The sequence below is a fragment of the Chryseobacterium sp. GVT01B genome, from assembly GCF_019970045.1.
Classification (GTDB): Bacteria; Bacteroidota; Bacteroidia; order Flavobacteriales; family Weeksellaceae; genus Chryseobacterium.
This window is the reverse complement of record NZ_JAHXYI010000006.1, coordinates 323,334-340,512: the sequence shown is the minus strand read 5'-3', so window position 1 is coordinate 340,512 and position 17,179 is coordinate 323,334. Positions and strand designations below refer to the sequence as shown.

Sequence of the window (17,179 nt, the reverse complement as noted above, 5' to 3'; positions counted from 1 at the left end):
TTCCTATATATGAATGTTAAAAAAACTGCTTTTGTCTAGCTAAGAGAATCTTCAGCCTTTGTCTTTACTTCGTCCACTTTATTTTGAACCTGGGAAGCAACGTCATTGGCTTTTGTTTTAAGGTCATTTCCCCATTTGTTAAGATTATCTTTTGCAGTATTGATTTTGTCTTTTACCGCCTGTTGATCTTCAGGGCTTGAATTCTTATATTTCCAATAAGCTAATGCACCTAAACCTAATAAAGCTAATATACCTTTTGTTTTGTTTCCCATGATTTCTATTTTTTTATGTATTAATATTAAAATTTGTTATTACTAATAATGTAAAATACGTGCCAAAAAAATAAATTGACTTATAAAAAAATGTTAAAATTAAGAAAAGACTTCAAAATTTTTGCCATCAAAACTGGCGAAAACCATAGTAGGATAAGAATCCTGATGATAAAGATTTCCGTCTTTATCAATAGCGATAGCTCCTGCGAATCCATCGATGGTTTTAAGTTCATCAAATGTCTTGCTGAAAGCCTGTTGAAGGCTCATCCCATCTGTAACCCTCGTTACAATTTTTGTGGCAGTAGCATTGCTCACAATGTCTTCCCCCACACCGGTACAGCTTACAGCACAGAAGGCATTGGCATAATTTCCAGCCACTGTGGCAGAATCTGAAATCCTTCCCGGGATCTCAAAACCTTTTCCTCCCGTAGACGTAGCAACAGCCAGTTTTCCTTCTTGATCAATCGCTACACAGCCTACCGTTCCTTTACCTCCGTTAGCCAGTTTGGCTTCATATTCACTTCTTCTCTGAGGAATTTCTGTAGAAAAATTCTCAAAACCATGCTCCGTGGCATAGATTTTTGCACCGTGGCCTCCTAAAACCCTGTCATCTTCACCAATAAGATCTTTAGCCACAAAAATAGGGTTCTTTACATCCTGAATATTGATGACACCGCTTAGCTTCTGAGTTTCACCATTCATAATAGCAGCACTCATACGGATAATACCATCGCTCTGAATCTGAGAACCAATTCCCGCGTTATATAACGGATCATCCTCCAGCAATGAAACGGCATAAGCAACGGTATCAAAAGCTGAATGGGTTGTAAGATATTCAAATGCTTTTTGGGCAATTTCTTTTAAAGAATCCTGTTTTGCTGTTTTTACTTCATGGCTTTGGTCACTTTCTGAGAAAAAACCTCCGTGGATAATGATTTTCATAATAGATAAGGGTTTCGTGTTCCGTGGCTTCGGGTTTATTGCTGTCAATTATTACAAAGCCCGATCATTAAATAGGAAGAAAAGATAAGAAATTTATTCATATCCTGTATTAATACGAGTTTCGTGTTCCGGGATTTCGAGCTTATTGTCTTTTGAAAATCGAATCTCAAAACCCCGCAACCCGTACTATTTATCCTGTGGTATTGGATTAAACTGAGAATTCTCAATAGTTAAGGTCTTTGTGGTAAGATCATAATGATCATTCATAGACATGACATGTACCGTTAAATTATCAATAGAAATAGGTTCTCCAAGATTGATATTGGTAAGGTTGGTATCTTTAATAAATCTTCCGTCTACCAGAATGACAAGACCGGAACCTACAGCGGTCATTACATCGTTATGAATGAAAAGTCCGGTATCTTCTCCTAGTCCTATTCCCAGTGTTCTTGGATTGTTGACTACAGCCTGAAAAAGACGTCCGATTCTGCCACGCTGTACAAAGTGTGTATCAATAATGACATTATCAATCAAACCTAATCCCTGTGTGGTTTTGATTTCTCCTTTCAACAATGCTTCAGAACTGCTTCCCTGATAGATCATATTTTCAGATGCAGCAGCAGCTCCAGCAGAAGTTCCGGAATAAATGAAATCCTGCTCCTGGTATTTTAATAGAATTGTATCATGGAATCTTGTTCCTCCGAGAATAGAAGTCAGTCTTAGCTGATCTCCTCCGGTGAACATCATGACATCAGCAGCATTGGCTCTTGCCACCATCGCGTCAGAATTGGCTTCTTCACGGTTGTGGATGTCCAGAACATTTACATTTTTAGCACCCAGAAATTCAAATGCCTTTTTGTATTCAGAACCTACAATCTGAGGGATTTGAGAGGCGGTTGTTACAATTTCAATAACAGAATCTTCCTTGAGTTTTGATTCGTTGATGATCTTCCTTAAGATCCCACGCTCAAAAAAATTAAGATTCTTTTCTATATTCTGGTCATAATCGGTTTCAGCAAAACTGCCTTTGTTTACAGCGCCTCCGATAACTATTAATTTTCCAACAGGTTTCATCATTGTACAAAATTAAAAAATAATTCACATTCATTGGCTAATTTCATGCCATCTTTCGTTGATTTTTAATGTTTTAGGAATGTTAATTAAAATTAATTGTTTTTTAACAAATCTTTAAATTTGCTATGGTTTTGTTTGGGGTTTTACATTATCTTTGGCTATGAAAGGAGTTATTGTTAACTGTTAAAATGCCAATAGACTATGAAAATCGAAAAGATTCAGGCACTACGCGGTCCAAACATCTGGAGCATCAGAAGAAAGAAGCTGATACAGATGAGGTTAGACTTAGAAGAAATGGAGAATTATCCTACCAATAAAATCGAAGGATTCAGGGAAAGGATTGAAAAATTAATACCCTCATTGATTACCCATCGATGCTCGGAAGGAGTGGAAGGTGGTTTTTTCCATAGAGTGGAAACCGGAACCTGGATGGGGCATGTCATTGAGCATATTGCTTTGGAAATACAGACCCTGGCGGGAATGGATGTAGGGTTTGGAAGAACCCGGGAGACAAAAACTCCGGGAGTATATAATGTAGTTTTCAACTATATTGAAGAAAATGCAGGGATCTATGCTGCTGAAGAAGCAACAAAGATTGCAGAAGCCCTTATAGAAGGGAAGGATTATGATTTAAATGCCTGCATTCATAGATTAAAAGAAATCAGAGAACGTGTCCGCCTTGGGCCTTCTACAGGAAGTATTGTAGAAGAAGCTGCTTCAAGAAGAATTCCCTGGATCAGACTGGGAACAAACTCTCTGGTTCAATTGGGTTATGGAGTAAATCAACAAAGGTTTCAGGCTACCATTACCGGAAAAACAAGTTCCATTGCCGTTGATATCGCATGTAATAAAGAATTAACCAAAAGAATGCTTCATGATGCAGCGATTCCTGTACCGATTGGTGATTTGGTCGTAGATGAAGAAGGATTAAATGCTGTGATCAGAAAAATTGGCTATCCGATTGTGTTGAAACCTTTGGATGGAAATCACGGAAAAGGATCTTCCATTAATGTCACCGAATGGGAATCTGCTAAAATTGGTCTGGAACATGCTCAGAAATATTCCAGAAAAGTAATTGTTGAAAAATATATCACAGGTTATGATTTCCGTATACTGGTGATCAATAATAAGATGGTGGCGGCAGCAAGAAGAGTGCCTGCCCATGTTGTAGGAGATGGCGAACTGAACCTTCAACAGCTTATTGATAAAGAAAACAAAGACCCGAGAAGAGGATATGGCCATGAAAATGTTCTTACTGAGATTGAGGTAGATAAAGATACATTGGAACTTCTTGAAAAGCTTCAATATACGCTGGAGACCATTCCTCAAAGGGGAGAAGTGGTCTACCTGAAATCAACGGCGAATCTTTCAACCGGTGGAACATCCATTGATGTAACAGATATGGTGCATCCGGAAAATATCACGATGGCAGAAAGAATTTCCAAAATTATCGGATTGGATGTCTGCGGTATTGATGTGATGGCAGAGAACCTGACTCAACCTTTAAAAGAAAGTGGTGGAGCTATTATTGAGGTCAATGCTGCTCCGGGTTTCAGAATGCACCTGGCTCCAAGCGAAGGGCTTCCAAGAAACGTTGCTGCACCGGTGGTAGATATGCTTTATCCGCAAGGGAAACCTTTTACCATTCCAATTATTGCTGTGACGGGCACGAATGGGAAAACCACGACTACAAGACTTATTTCACATATTGTAAAAAGTAATGGTTACAGAGTGGGATTCACGACTTCGGACGGAATTTACATTCAAAATACAATGCTGTCAAAAGGAGACACTACAGGACCACTTTCAGCAGAATTTATCTTGAAAGATCCAACGGTAGAATTTGCAGTACTGGAAACTGCCAGAGGTGGGATTTTACGTTCCGGGCTTGGTTTTTCACAATGTGACATCGGAGTTTTGACCAATATTGAGGAAGATCATTTGGGAATGAATGATATTCACAGTTTGAAGGATCTTACCAAAGTAAAACGTGTTGTACTCGATAGTGTTAAAAAGAGTGGCTGGAGCGTGCTGAACGCAGATAATCAATATTCCATGAGGATCGTGAATGATCTTGATTCCAACGTAGCGATTTTCAGTATGGATGAAAACAACCCTCATATTGTAAAATTTGCGAAAGAAGGAAAAATCACATGCGTGTATGAAGAAGGATTTGTAACCATTAAAAAAGGAGACTGGAAAATCAGAATAGGAAAAGCCAAAGATTTCCCGATCACCATGGAAGGGAAAGCCAGATTCATGATTGAAAATGTTTTGGCAGCCAGTTTGGCAAGTTACCTTTATGGATTCGGAATTGAAGATATTTCCAATTCTTTGAGAACATTTATTCCAAGTGCTCAGCTTACACCGGGAAGGTTGAATGTCTTTAAGTTTAAAAATTTTAAGGTACTGATCGATTTTGCTCATAATCCATCAGGATACGAAGCCATTGAAGACTATCTGAAAAATGTTGAGTCTACGAAGAAAATCGGGATTATTTCCGGTGTTGGAGACAGAAGAGATAATGATATCAGAGAGTGTGGAAAGATTGCCGGAAGAATGTTTGACTATATTATCATCCGAAATGAGAAACATCTTCGAGGAAGAACGGAAGAAGAAATCAATGGGTTGATTATTGATGGTATTAATGTTGCAGGAAGAGATGTCAGCTACGAGATCATTCCTAAAGAAATTGAAGCTTTGAAACATGCGATAGGAATGGCAGAAGAAGGAACATTTATCACTGCTTTAAGCGATGTTATTTCCAATGCTATTGACCTGGTTCAGGAATATCAGGCCAAGGAGCTGTTGGAAGACGATAAGAATATTTAAAAAAAATAAACCTCCGGAAATTTCGGAGGTTTTGTTTTTTATAAGCTTTCCCAGGTTTTCTTTATGTTCTGCATTTTTTTAAGATAAAAATACAAAGGAATAAGTTCTAATCTGATTGTAAAGCTGATTGTTGGAATGGTAAATGGAATAATGACCATCATAATGAGGCAAATCCCAATTCCTATGATTGCGTCAACTATTGCAGCCTGTACTGCCCAATTTTGTTCAAACCAAAGTCCATAAGCAACAATACCTTTAAACAAAAATAAAAAGCAGATCAAAAGTCCTGTCATTGAATAGGGATGGTTAGCACTTATCCCGTATATAGATAAAGAGACATGAGTCATCAGTGAGCCTGCTATCAAAAAAATAGCAGATAATGCACCTCCGATTAAAAATATCCATAAGAAAACTTTAATCCAGGTGGGTAATAGATTTCTTCTTCGTGTTAAAATGTTATTGTCAAATTCTGCAAAAGCTGTTGACTTTTCTTCCATGTATTATTAGTTTTATAAGTTGTCTATCCAAAAAAAGCATTCGAACTACCGATCCAGATGGCATCTTTTTTATTGAAATCTACATTGACCATGGCGGCTTTTGTCATTCTTCCAAGATTTTCCAGTAGGATAGGGCGTTCGTCATTTTCCCTCCAAATATACAACAAACGGATCTCTGCTTTTGAAAATTCTCCGTTGATATCTTCAAAAATGGGTTCATAGTGGACTTTTCTCTGCAAAATATAGTTTTCTTTATCCTGAATAGAGTCTGTAACTTCTTTTGTCGGATTTAAATTGACTCCGCTTCCTGCGAATGAAAATAAAGGTTTCAAAACAAAATCTTCAAGGTTTTCATTTTCCGGGAATTCATGCAGAAAATAACTCTTCGGGACAAACTGATGTTGTAATAAAGGTAAAAGAAATTTTGAAATTTTAAAGAACCAATTGGGGTGGGTGATCCATTGAACATCTACTTCTTCACGGAAATCAAATTCTGTGGTAAGATTGGGAATATTGTCCAGTTCATCAAATATAACACGGTTGTAAATTCTCTTGATTTCGGTAAGCTTTCCGTTATTTTCATAATACAGTTTCTTGCCTTCTTTTTTTACTTTCGTCAGACATACGGTTTTTATTCCCAATAATTTTTCTGTTAAAGCAAAATCAATCGCTGTTTTCTGTTTTTCCGGGAATATTTCAAGAAGGATTACATTTTCAGGATTTTCATCTCCTACAATTAATTCTTTTAAATAGTTCTTAAAAGTTTCATGAGGCATTGGATTTTTGATTTCCGAAAGAAAAGGGTAGACTTCACAATAGGTTTCCTCATATACTTTCTGAAAAGCATATAAAGAAGGAAACGCTTGAAGCTCTATTAGTTGAGGCTCTATTTCTCCGTTCTCATTTTTGCAGACTCCAAAATCTATGGTGAAAAAATGGGGTTGGTCCGTATCATTGGGAACCCTGCAGTTTTCAGGTACAGCTTTCTGAAGTACTTCTGTGGGCATAGCCTTGATCTGGCTGATGATACTTTCGCTGGCATCGATAAGTTTACTTTCAAACTCTTTAGTCAAAAAAATAGGGCTTTCGGAAACCCTGAAAGTAGGTGCTGTACCTCCTTTTTCTGCCAGTATATTTTTTAATTGATTGTATTTTTCATCCGAAAACTCCTGATTGTACTGTTTTCTGTATTTTGGGATCATATTTTTTTCTTTTGTGATGTTAAAAAATCGAGCATTTCTGCCCGATTGTTATTATGTAGTAAGGAACTGGAAACTAGGAGAGCGAAGTTCTTAAACATGAAAATATTTATCCTGTCAGTTCATGAATAAAAGGATCTTCAGTAGTCTTAACTGAAAATAACTTCCAGCTTCCAGCCTTTTAAACCAAAGTCTCAGCTTCTTTCAAAATGTTTTTTTTTGCAAACTGAAGGAATCTTGGAAGAATCTGATTCCTGGTGAGGATGATTTTGTCTTCATCGTCTATTCTGTCCATGGTTTCAAGATATTTTTCCATTCCGAAATTTTCGATCATGGCTTCTCTGTTTTTTTCATCTTTCAGATTTTCAATCAGAGATTCAGGATTGGCTTCAGGGTGAAACTGTGTTCCGAATATTTCTTCCGAAAAACGAACCGCCATTACCGCTCTTTCCAGATTGATATGAGGACGGAATTTTTCAATTGCCATGACAGTCATTCCAAGTTCTTCAAAACGGTCATGATCCGGCTCAATAAACTGATAAGCTCTGGAATCTACTGCATAAAAAGGATCCTGAAGATTTCTGAACAGGAATTCCTCTTTGCCTTCATCTGTTTTATGAACAGGCATTACTCCAAAGGAATAAGACTTTCTTTTACAGATATTACCAAGATTCCAGTGAATACTTGCCAACTGGAATGAATGGCAAATCAGAAAAAGGTATTTTTTACCTTCACTGAATTTATTATGCTCTAAAACGGAATCCAGAAAATGGGCAAATCTGTCTTCCCACGCCAAACCTTCCCGATGTGGGTTTCCCGGTCCGCCAGAAGAAATAAATATATCAAAATCTCCGATTTCGGGCATTTCATCTTTATATCTTACATCAAACGTTTTGATGACAACATTTTCTTCAGAGTTCTGCTGAAATGCTTCAGAAATTTCTTTAATGTTCCTAAAACCTTGATTCACATGATTGTTGTTCATGTCAAGCAGAGCAATTCGAATATTTTTCATTACATCATATTTTTTGTAAAGTTACCAAAAATATTATGAAGCAGGTTCACCATGTGTTATGCCATACTCCGTTTCAGAGATCATATAATCAACAACTTTCGTGAGATCGCCCGTCTCCTTGAAGATCTGAAGCTGTCTGTCTGCACCGGTTCCGTTTTCAAGAATTTTCCAGGCATATTCTACTTCTTGGCGACATCCCAGATCATCTACCACATCATCAATAAACTCCAGAAGTTCTTTTAACAAATGAGGATATGGAACGGATTCTTCTTTTCCGAAATCAATCAGATGGGCTTCAATACCACTTTTGGAAGCGCGCCATTTATTTTCATTCAACAGCAGTCTTCTGTAGCTTCTGAAACTCAGATTTTGCTGATGAAGCTTATAGATTTTAGCAACAAGGCACTGCATAATAGCTGCAAGGCACACCGTTTCATCAATTCTCAGGGGCATATCGCAGATTCTGAATTCAATGGTAGGGTAGAACGGATGTACGCGCAGATCCCACCATATTTTCTTAGCATTGTCGATGGTTCCTGTTTTCACCAGAAGATCTACATAGCTGTCAAATTCTGCCAGAGAGTTAAAATAACTTGGAATACCGGTTCTGGGGAATTTTACGAAGATTTCCTGTCTGTAAGATTTAAAACCTGTATATCTTCCGATCCAGAATGGTGAATTGGTAGAAAGAGCATACACGTGAGGAAGAAAGTAACGCATTACATTCTGAATTCTCACGCCTTCTTCACGATTAGGAATTCCAATATGAACATGCAAACCGAAAATAAGGTTTTCACGGGCCACATCTCCCATATCATCTACAATTTTGATATATCTTTCGCCTTGGGTGATGTTGTTATCCGACCAGTGTGAAAAGGGATGTGTGCCTCCTCCGGAAACGCGAAGCCCCTGTTCATGGGCAATATTGATAAGATGACGTCTTAAATTCGTTAATTCTGCTCTCGCTTCCTGAATATTCTGGCAGATTCCTGTTTCCATTTCAATCATGGATTCGTGCATTTCGTGCTTTAAATTTTCACTTAAAACCGCTTTGCCGCCCTCAATGATTTTTGAAACATGAGAAACAAGATCTCTGCTTTCGACATCAATGATCTGATATTCTTCTTCAATTCCAATAGTAAACTGATGATGCATTTGTTTTGTGTTTTTTAATTCTTTTCAATGTTATTTTATGGAATCTTTCACAAAGGCTCCCCAAGTAATGTTAGGTTTTCCCGGAACATATTCTTTAGCTTTTTCTATAGCCAGTTTTGCAGCATGTTCTATGATCCATGCAAAATTTTCTTCCCCTACAGAATTTCTGTCCGCATCCGGAGCCGGGTTGCAGAAGTCAATTGCATAAGGAATACCATCTCTTACGGCAAATTCTACCGTGTTGAAGTCATACCCCAACGCCTCATTCATGGTAATGGTATAATCATGGATGGTTTTCAGTAGTTTTTCAAGTTCTTTACCTTCTGTCTGATGCGTAGTAGCATATCTCAGATGAGGAGCATTTCTCGGTTCGTAAGGCATGATGTGAACATATTTTCTGCCCAGACAGTAAACTCTGTAATAATCATCAAAGATTATTTCTTCCTGTACCATCATCACCAGCTGCTCCGTTTCGCCTAATTTGTTCCAAAGGTCATCCGGGTTTTCCACTCTGTAAACATTTTTCCAGCCACCGCCGTCGTGAGGCTTCATGTATGCCGGAAATCCTACATAATTAAAGATATATTCCCAGTCATGTGGAAATTTCAGGTTTCTGAATGAAGTTTCAGAAGTATTGTTCGGCCTTTCGTGTGAAGGCAGCAAAACAGTCTTAGGAAGTGGAATGCCAAGTTTAGACATCAGGGCATTGTTGAAAAATTTCTCGTCAGCACTCCACCAGAATGGATTGTTGATTACATAAGTGCCATTAAGAGCTGCATTTTTAAGGTAAGCTCTGTAAAAGGGAACGTCCTGCGAAATTCTGTCGATGATTACCGCATAACCATAGTCTGCACCCTGTTCTAATTTGTCGATGGTAACGGGTTCAGCTATGATTTCTCCACCTCCCAGTTCATTCACTTTGTCTATAAATGCCCAGGGAAACGTGTCTTCCATACCGAAAAGAATTCCTACTTTTTTTGTCATAATTTTTGTTTTTAAGATGGGTGTATATTTTTTTCTATTTGTCTTTTATATTGTTTCAAGAGAAAAAGTTTCCTATAAAGGTTGGGAATACCATTCTCCACAGTGGCCAGTCGTGGCCTATCCATTTTCTTTCATCATACCAGAAGTCTATTCCTTTCAGTCTTAAAATTTCGGCCATTTCAACATTTTTATCTTTGCAGATATCCTGATCAGAAGTGCTGAGCACAATATGCATGTGTTTATATTTCCAGGCTTCATCATTTCTTACAAATTCCCTCGGACAGTTGAAGTAAACAGTTTCATCAGAATAGCCGTCCATAAAATTTCTTATACTGAACGCTCCGGAAAGGCAGAACAGATGAGAAACCACGTCAGGAAATCTGAATGCAAAATTGGCAGCGTGATACCCTCCAAAACTGGCTCCGGCTACGGCTACGCGATGGGTTTTATGAAGCTTCTGAATATAAGGAACGAATTCCTGGATCAGAAACTGTACATATCGTTCATAGTTTCTTATTCTTTGCTGGGGAGAAATTTTATCATCATAAAAACTCCAGCTGTCAATAGTCTGAACATTGTAAAGCTTTACTTTTCCCTGTTCTATAAACCAATTGATACTACCGTTAAGATGGAAATCATGATTTTGAGTATATTGTCCCTGAGAAGTAGGAAACATGATGATAGGATGACCGTAATGTCCGGTCACTTCTACCTTGAGGCTGATTCCCAATATATTTGAGTAATACTCTGTATGTTCTATATGAGGCATTTTTCTTTGTTTAATTTTAATACTGTGCTTATATTAATTTGATAAATTCAATTCCTCCAAGCTGATCTTTTTCTAAAATATCCAGTACAATTGTTCCTGATTTCGGATGTTCGAGGATTATATTTTCTTTAAAGATCCATGTTGAGCCAGGTTTGTTGGCATGAGTTGAGTCAACGAACTGATAATATGCTTTGCTTTGCCATTTTCCCGGGCTTATGTTTTCTAAATTACATTTTAGTATGGAATCTTCTGGCAGATTGTATATTATGAATTCAATAACATTTTGAATATCAATGTCACGCTTCATTTTTTAGGAACTCAACTTATTGCTTTTTGGAGGTAGAATATTCAGCATATCTGCATGAATCATTTCTGCTGCAGAGTCCAGTCTCTCCTGTACCACGGAGGCATCACCGGATTTGTAAACAATCCCGACGTGATAATCTATCGGAAGAAACTTTACAACTTCTTCACATTCAAAACTGCTGTAATCAGGTTCTTTATCTTTAATCAAAGCAACAATCAGCCCTGAATAATATCCTGTGGGCGGTGAAACACTGTAATCACTGCCTTTCAGAAGAGCATCTTCAATTTTCGCCCATTCTCTCCAGATATTGATGCCGCTTGATGCTTCTACCAGGTCCGGAATATGAGCACCGCCAACCCTTGAAGAGGTTTCAAGGAAATACCATTTGCCATCTTCTTTTCCGCGGATAAATTCTGTATGGGTAGCCCCATTAATCAATCCGAAGCTGGAAAGTACTTTGGCATTAATTTCTTCCAGAGCTTTGAACTCTTCAGAATACCGGCCTAAAGTCTTGGACCGGAATACGCCGCCTTCATGGGAAACCTGCATAGGAGGAGCAAGGTATTTTGAGGCAGAAGTGAATATAATTTTTTTATTAAAAGTAAGGCTGTCCACATGGTAAACGTCTCCGGGTTTAAAACTTTCCAGTAAAAAAAGATGACGTTCTTCTCCCAGTGTTTCTAATGCCTCGTAAAGCTGTTCTTTGGACGTTATTTTTTTGATTCCTGATGCTGAAGCTTCAGAGCGGGGTTTCAGTACCCATGGCGCAGGAACGCGGTCTGTAAACTCGTTGACTTCATTATCATTGAATACAGCTGTAAATTCAGGAACGCCGATCTCTGAATCTTTTGCTTTCTGCCGCATAGCCAGTTTATCCCTGAAATAGCGGTGTGTGGTCTGTCCCATTCCCGGAATACGGAATGTCTCTCTGATTAATGCTGCTTTTTCTACATCATAATCATCCAATGCCACTACAGCATCTACTTTTCTGGTTTTCATCAGGTGGGAAAATCCCTGAATCAGATGCTCCAGATTCCATACGGACGGTTTGAGTTCCGGCATATAAAATACCTCATCAATCGCATGCCAGGGCCAGTTTTTTTCTTTAAGGTTTTCAGAGGTTACTAAGATGATTTTATTGCCGAGATTCTTCATTTCGTCCATAAAATCGTAGCCTTTATAATAGCACGAAATACATACAATAGTTTTCTTCTCCATATAATGTTTTTTAAGATTTAGTGAATTTTCAAAAATAAAAGCATTTATTTGTTATTTTATCAATATCATAAAATGTAATATCGTGCGGTTTTGAAAATCCACTAATCAATTATACAGAGTTTTTTTGTAAAAAACTAATTTTTAATGATAATTTTCAATTAAATTCACGAGGAGTTGAACGCCAAATCCTGTTGCTGCTTTTTCCCTGGCATATCCTACGTTTCCAAATGCTACTCCGGCAATATCCAAATGAGCCCAAGCAGAATGGTTTTCAGTGAATTGCTCTAAAAATTTTGCGGCAATAATGCAGTCTCCTACAGGCTTCAGAGAGATGTTTTTCATATCGGCTACATCAGACTGAATATCGTCTTTCCAGACATCCCATAAAGGTAGATTCCATACTCTCTGATTGGTTTGATCTCCTGTTTTTATCAGATTATTTTTCAATTCTTCATTATTGGAAAACATCGCAGCACAGGTGTCACCAAACATTCTTACAGAACTTCCTGTGAGAGTAGCCAGATCAATCAGAAAATCTGTTTTGTAGTTTTTGGAAAGATAAGATAATCCGTCTGCAAGGATCAAACGGCCTTCGGCATCGGTATCAAGTACTTCAATGGTTTTTCCGTTGTATGCTGTGATCACATCACTTGGAAGCAAGGCTTTTTCAGAAACAGCATTGTCTGTAATAGGAAGAACAGCAATAATGTTCACAGGAAGCTGCATTTCTGCAGCATAAATTAAAGTACCCAAAACAGCTGTAGCTCCACCCATATCAGACTTCATATAATGCAGATTGGCAGAGCTTTTTATGGATATTCCTCCTGTGTCAAACAAAATACATTTTCCTACCAATCCGAAAGTCTTGGCATTTTTAACTGTAGTTTTATATTCCAAAATAGTAAACGCTGCATCGTAAGCACTTCCCTGGTTAACTGAAAGGTAAGCACCCAATCCAAGTTCTTCACATTTTTTTCTGTTGAAAACGGTGTACTTTAACTCATGTTTTTTTGCCAGATTTTTAAGGTATGTACTTAAGATATCCGGTTTTTTAAGATTGGCCGGTTTGTTGAGCCAGTCCTGACAGGCAGTTTGTCCGTTTACCAATGCTTCCGCTTTCTGGCTGATATGATCTAGTTTTTTCTGACTTAAATTCTCAAAATGTAATTCAAATTTTACATTCCAGAAAGCATGTTTTTTCTCAAAAGGGTAGTTGTAAGTACCAATCAATAATCCTTTTGTAAATTCTTCAAATTGTTTTTCATTCATAAAATCTGCCAGAGCCAGTGTAGGTACTGCCTGCAGTTTTTCTTTCTGTGTCTGTGAGAATTTAGCTGCAACCTGCTGGATTTCGAAATTCTGTAACGTAGATTTTCCTAATCCAATGAAATAGGTAACTCCTTCTTCATGAGCATTGATGAAAACTTCATACTTCTTTCCTGTGAAAAAAGTTGAAATATTTTTGTTGAAATTTTTACTGGATTTTGTCCATTCTTCCTCTGTAAATATGTGGAAGATCTGAGTGTAATTTTTGTTTTTTTTATTAATTAGTTTCATAAATAGATATTATTTTTTTCTAAAATCATATGTTATCGCTCTTCATTTGTCCTGGTCTGCTTTAAAATTTTCTTCAGCGATTTTATAGATTTAGTTTTTAATGCTTTGTTGCTGTGGTTTTACTTCTACAGGATTTTCTGTGTTATCATAGAACAGCCATTCAATAGCCCTTGGAAACTCCTGTGACCAGTAAAATTCATTATGAGTGCCTTCAGGATTGATATTGGTCTTAAACTCAAAATCAAACAGCTTTTTTTCTTCCCATCTTTTCAGATATTCTTCAAAAATATGAATTCTTTTGACCATTTTAGACCCTTCCTGACCGCCTCCATAAAGATAAATTTTTGTTTTAAAAGGAACCCGGAAATTCATCATTGGAAAGTTGTTATTAGGCTCAACCCAAAGAGAAGGAGAGAATATCAGTAACTTGGAATAAACCTCAGGATAAAGAAACCCACTGTATATGCTGATGAGTGCCCCTAATGAACTGCCCCCGATTCCGGTATTGTCACGGTCTTTTTTGGTTCTGTAATTTTCATCCACAAAAGGCTTTAAAGTATCTGCAATAAAACGGATATATTTTTTTCCCTCAGAACCGTTGGCTACATGATCATTATCGAAAATATATTCTTTAATCCTTTCCTCGCTCCCATGTTCTATGGCAATAATGATAAGGTCACCACGTCCATATTCTGCAAGGATAGACAGTTTCTTGTCAATTTCCCAGTTTCCGAATCCGCTTCCTTCATTGAATAGGTTCTGTGCATCCTGAAGATACAAAACAGGATATTGTTTATCCGTTGTATGATAATCATAGGGAAGCAGTGCCCAGACTTTACGGTGGCGGTCAAGCTGTGGGATATAAAAGTTTTCGGAAATCACTTCAGCAATGGGATAATATTCTTCTTTGAACGGTCCCCAGTTCAATCTCCATTTTTCTATCGTATCAGTAGTTTTACCGACGGATTTTTTTACTTTTCTGTTGGGAGTGATATTTCCATATTGATCCAGCTCCACATTTTCCCAGCCTCCCTTTGTGAATTTGTAGTCAATTTCTTCTGGAAGAGCCTGATCATCAATTTCTATAAAATAATGGGAAGGATCAGTTTGTTTAAGCTGAAAATTGTAGTCTTTAGGATTCCAGCTGTTAAAATTTCCGGTGATAAATACCGGTCTGTCATCTTTTTCTTCGGTATAAAGTTCAAACCTCATCGTGTGTGTTTAATAAATATTAATGTTAAATGTATAAAAAAAGATTGTTTTGAAATCATAAAAATTTGAGTTAAAAAATGATATATTTGATAGATAGACTAAAACCGAAATGAAGTTGACAATTATTTGATGAATAATTCATCGCTATTGTCAGTATTTTTCGTAGTTTCAAAGAAAATATAAATACAAACCGGTCTTGATGAATTCTGTTAAAACCTATACACTTTTCACCGATCATGATGTGTATCTTTTCAAAGAAGGTAGACATTATAAGCTGTATGGTAAATTTGGAGCACATTCTGCAGAAAAAGAGGGTGTAAAGGGTGTGTACTTTTCAGTATGGGCGCCGAATGCAAAGAAAGCTTCTGTTATCGGGAATTTTAATAACTGGAATCATAAAGATCATATTTTGTTTCCGAGATGGGACGGGTCTGGAATTTGGGAAGGATTTATTGATGGCTTAACCTGGGGAACATTATACAAATATGCTATTGAAACACAAGGAGGCGAAATTCTGGAAAAAAGTGATCCATATGCATTGAGCTGGGAACAGAATATTCAGGCTGCTTCTCTGGTTTCTACTACATGGTATGAATGGAATGATCAGGAATGGATGGATAGCCGCTGGGAAAAAAACAGACTGGAAGCTCCTTTATCTGTATATGAACTGCATCTGGGTTCATGGGTAAGAGACGGGGATTATCCTGACCGCTTTCTGAATTACCGGGATATTGCCAAAAAGCTTGTTCCTTATATCAAGGAAATGGGTTTTACTCACGTAGAATTCATGCCTGTGATGGAATATCCTTATGAGCCCAGCTGGGGATATCAGATTACCGGGTTTTATGCGGCGACTTCACGCTTTGGTTCACCACAGGATTTGATGTTTCTTATTGATGAACTTCATAGAAACGAAATTGGTGTCATTCTGGATTGGGTTCCATCCCATTTTCCGGGAGATGCTAACGGGCTTCATCGTTTTGACGGATCGTATCTGTATGAACACGAAGACCCGAGAAAAGGTTTTCATCCGGACTGGAAATCACATATTTTCAATTACGGAAGAAATGAAGTCAAATCTTTTCTGATTTCAAATGCCATGTTCTGGCTAGACCGTTATCATGCAGATGGATTGCGTGTAGATGCTGTAACCTCAATGCTTCATCTGGATTATTCTAGAAATGAAGGCGAATGGGAACCTAATATATATGGAACGAATGTAAATCTGGAAGCGAAAGCTTTTCTACAGGAATTTAATACAGCCGTTTACAAGGAATTTGGTGATAATATCATGACCATAGCAGAAGAAAGTTCAGATTTTCCTATGCTTACCAAACCTGTTCATGATGGCGGTGTAGGATTTGGAATGAAATGGATGATGGGCTGGATGCATGATACACTGGATTATTTCAAAGAAGATTTTCCTAACCGTAAATTCCATCATCATAAACTTACGTTTGCTTCCATGTATATGTATAATGAAAATTATATGATGCCCTTGTCACACGATGAAGTCGTACACGGAAAAGCAAGCCTGATCTATAAAATGAAAGGCGACGAATGGCAGAAATTTGCCAATCTACGTGCTTTGTATGTCTATATGTATACCCACCCGGGAGCCAAGCTGCTTTTTATGGGTGATGAATTCGGGCAGACCAGTGAGTGGAATTTTACAAGAAGCCTCGACTGGCATTTGCTGAAATATCCTGTTCATAAAGGAATGCAGGAAATTGTAAAAGAACTGAATCATCTGTACAGATCAGAAACTGCCTTTTATGAAAATCAGTTTGATAAACATGGTTTTGAATGGGTTGAAGCAGATGACCTTGAAAACTCAGTATATGTATACCTGAGAAAAGGAAAAAGAAAGGACGATGTAATGATGGTCGCTTTAAATCTGGCACCCAAAGTGCTGGATTATAAAATCGGGATTCCTGCAGGAACCCATTGGGAAGTTGTTCTAAATTCCGATGATGAAAAATACAGCGGAAGCGGAGTAGAACCTGAAATAATGGAGGAGAAGTATGAAGAATGGAGAGGATATCCAAAAACAATGACCTTGAAGCTTCCGCCATTGGCCGGAATTATTTTAAGACAGAAGAAAGATAAAAAGTATAAATTACACAGAATTAAACACAAGAGATAA

15 protein-coding genes are annotated in these 17,179 nt (G+C 37.6%); 2 read left to right on the top strand and 13 right to left on the bottom strand.

All coding sequences use genetic code 11. The features are described from left to right. Positions 1-35 precede the first annotated feature (35 nt). The 3 genes from LC457_RS16405 to LC457_RS16395 form a co-directional block, all read right to left on the bottom strand. Positions 36-272 (bottom strand): YtxH domain-containing protein, encoded by a 237-nt coding sequence (locus LC457_RS16405; protein WP_047425322.1) that lies wholly within the window; start codon positions 270-272, stop codon positions 36-38. Between the two features lie 99 nt (positions 273-371). Further along, entirely contained in the window at positions 372-1,214 is an 843-nt protein-coding gene (locus LC457_RS16400; RefSeq protein WP_223600845.1) for an isoaspartyl peptidase/L-asparaginase, read from the bottom strand. 186 nt (positions 1,215-1,400) lie between these two features. After that, entirely contained in the window at positions 1,401-2,288 is an 888-nt protein-coding gene (locus LC457_RS16395) for a cyanophycinase (protein WP_149833807.1), read from the bottom strand. 201 nt (positions 2,289-2,489) lie between these two features. Between LC457_RS16395 and cphA the strand changes: the two genes are divergently transcribed. Next, entirely contained in the window at positions 2,490-5,120 is a 2,631-nt protein-coding gene (gene cphA, locus LC457_RS16390; protein ID WP_223600844.1) for a cyanophycin synthetase, read from the top strand. 38 nt (positions 5,121-5,158) lie between these two features. Here cphA and LC457_RS16385 read toward each other — a convergent pair whose 3' ends face one another. From LC457_RS16385 to LC457_RS16340, 10 genes are all read right to left on the bottom strand, one after another. Continuing rightward, on the bottom strand, positions 5,159-5,617 hold the full coding sequence (locus tag LC457_RS16385) for a hypothetical protein (RefSeq protein ID WP_223600843.1): 459 nt from the start codon (positions 5,615-5,617) through the stop codon (positions 5,159-5,161). 23 nt (positions 5,618-5,640) lie between these two features. Next, the gene (locus LC457_RS16380; RefSeq protein ID WP_223600842.1) at positions 5,641-6,819 is read right to left on the bottom strand and encodes a hypothetical protein; all 1,179 of its coding nucleotides are present in this window, start codon (positions 6,817-6,819) and stop codon (positions 5,641-5,643) included. Between the two features lie 178 nt (positions 6,820-6,997). Then, entirely contained in the window at positions 6,998-7,831 is an 834-nt protein-coding gene (locus LC457_RS16375) for a type 1 glutamine amidotransferase (RefSeq protein WP_223600841.1), read from the bottom strand. Positions 7,832-7,864: 33 nt separating this feature from the next. Then, positions 7,865-8,986 carry a carboxylate-amine ligase gene (locus tag LC457_RS16370; protein WP_223600840.1) on the bottom strand — a complete coding sequence of 374 codons (1,122 nt, stop codon included), beginning with the start codon at positions 8,984-8,986 and terminating at the stop codon, positions 7,865-7,867. A 30-nt stretch (positions 8,987-9,016) separates the two neighbouring features. Next, a complete protein-coding gene (locus LC457_RS16365) occupies positions 9,017-9,970 on the bottom strand; it encodes a RimK family alpha-L-glutamate ligase (protein WP_223600839.1) in 954 nt (317 codons plus the stop codon). A gap of 55 nt (positions 9,971-10,025) precedes the next feature. Further along, positions 10,026-10,739 (bottom strand): alpha/beta hydrolase-fold protein, encoded by a 714-nt coding sequence (locus tag LC457_RS16360; protein ID WP_223600838.1) that lies wholly within the window; start codon positions 10,737-10,739, stop codon positions 10,026-10,028. A 28-nt stretch (positions 10,740-10,767) separates the two neighbouring features. Beyond that, positions 10,768-11,046, bottom strand: a complete 279-nt coding sequence (locus LC457_RS16355) for a hypothetical protein (RefSeq protein ID WP_223600837.1) — start codon at positions 11,044-11,046, stop codon at positions 10,768-10,770. Between the two features lie 3 nt (positions 11,047-11,049). Next, positions 11,050-12,264, bottom strand: coding sequence for an acetyl-CoA carboxylase biotin carboxylase subunit family protein (locus LC457_RS16350; RefSeq protein WP_223600836.1), 1,215 nt, complete (start codon positions 12,262-12,264; stop codon positions 11,050-11,052). A gap of 141 nt (positions 12,265-12,405) precedes the next feature. Then, the gene (locus tag LC457_RS16345) at positions 12,406-13,821 is read right to left on the bottom strand and encodes a M17 family metallopeptidase (protein WP_223600835.1); all 1,416 of its coding nucleotides are present in this window, start codon (positions 13,819-13,821) and stop codon (positions 12,406-12,408) included. Between the two features lie 90 nt (positions 13,822-13,911). Beyond that, positions 13,912-15,033 (bottom strand): alpha/beta hydrolase, encoded by a 1,122-nt coding sequence (locus LC457_RS16340; RefSeq protein ID WP_223600834.1) that lies wholly within the window; start codon positions 15,031-15,033, stop codon positions 13,912-13,914. 199 nt (positions 15,034-15,232) lie between these two features. Between LC457_RS16340 and glgB the strand changes: the two genes are divergently transcribed. Next, a complete protein-coding gene (gene glgB / locus LC457_RS16335; RefSeq protein WP_223600833.1) occupies positions 15,233-17,179 on the top strand; it encodes a 1,4-alpha-glucan branching protein GlgB in 1,947 nt (648 codons plus the stop codon).

Bases quoted from the DNA above. Each gene is read 5' to 3' on its own strand.
- LC457_RS16405 (WP_047425322.1), bottom strand. From the start codon at position 272: ATGGGAAACAAAACAAAAGGTATATTAGCTTTATTAGGTTTAGGTGCA.
- LC457_RS16400 (WP_223600845.1), bottom strand. From the start codon at position 1,214: ATGAAAATCATTATCCACGGAGGTTTTTTCTCAGAAAGTGACCAAAGC.
- LC457_RS16395 (WP_149833807.1), bottom strand. From the start codon at position 2,288: ATGAAACCTGTTGGAAAATTAATAGTTATCGGAGGCGCTGTAAACAAA.
- cphA (WP_223600844.1), top strand. From the start codon at position 2,490: ATGAAAATCGAAAAGATTCAGGCACTACGCGGTCCAAACATCTGGAGC.
- LC457_RS16385 (WP_223600843.1), bottom strand. From the start codon at position 5,617: ATGGAAGAAAAGTCAACAGCTTTTGCAGAATTTGACAATAACATTTTA.
- LC457_RS16380 (WP_223600842.1), bottom strand. From the start codon at position 6,819: ATGATCCCAAAATACAGAAAACAGTACAATCAGGAGTTTTCGGATGAA.
- LC457_RS16375 (WP_223600841.1), bottom strand. From the start codon at position 7,831: ATGAAAAATATTCGAATTGCTCTGCTTGACATGAACAACAATCATGTG.
- LC457_RS16370 (WP_223600840.1), bottom strand. From the start codon at position 8,986: ATGCATCATCAGTTTACTATTGGAATTGAAGAAGAATATCAGATCATT.
- LC457_RS16365 (WP_223600839.1), bottom strand. From the start codon at position 9,970: ATGACAAAAAAAGTAGGAATTCTTTTCGGTATGGAAGACACGTTTCCC.
- LC457_RS16360 (WP_223600838.1), bottom strand. From the start codon at position 10,739: ATGCCTCATATAGAACATACAGAGTATTACTCAAATATATTGGGAATC.
- LC457_RS16355 (WP_223600837.1), bottom strand. From the start codon at position 11,046: ATGAAGCGTGACATTGATATTCAAAATGTTATTGAATTCATAATATAC.
- LC457_RS16350 (WP_223600836.1), bottom strand. From the start codon at position 12,264: ATGGAGAAGAAAACTATTGTATGTATTTCGTGCTATTATAAAGGCTAC.
- LC457_RS16345 (WP_223600835.1), bottom strand. From the start codon at position 13,821: ATGAAACTAATTAATAAAAAAAACAAAAATTACACTCAGATCTTCCAC.
- LC457_RS16340 (WP_223600834.1), bottom strand. From the start codon at position 15,033: ATGAGGTTTGAACTTTATACCGAAGAAAAAGATGACAGACCGGTATTT.
- glgB (WP_223600833.1), top strand. From the start codon at position 15,233: ATGAATTCTGTTAAAACCTATACACTTTTCACCGATCATGATGTGTAT.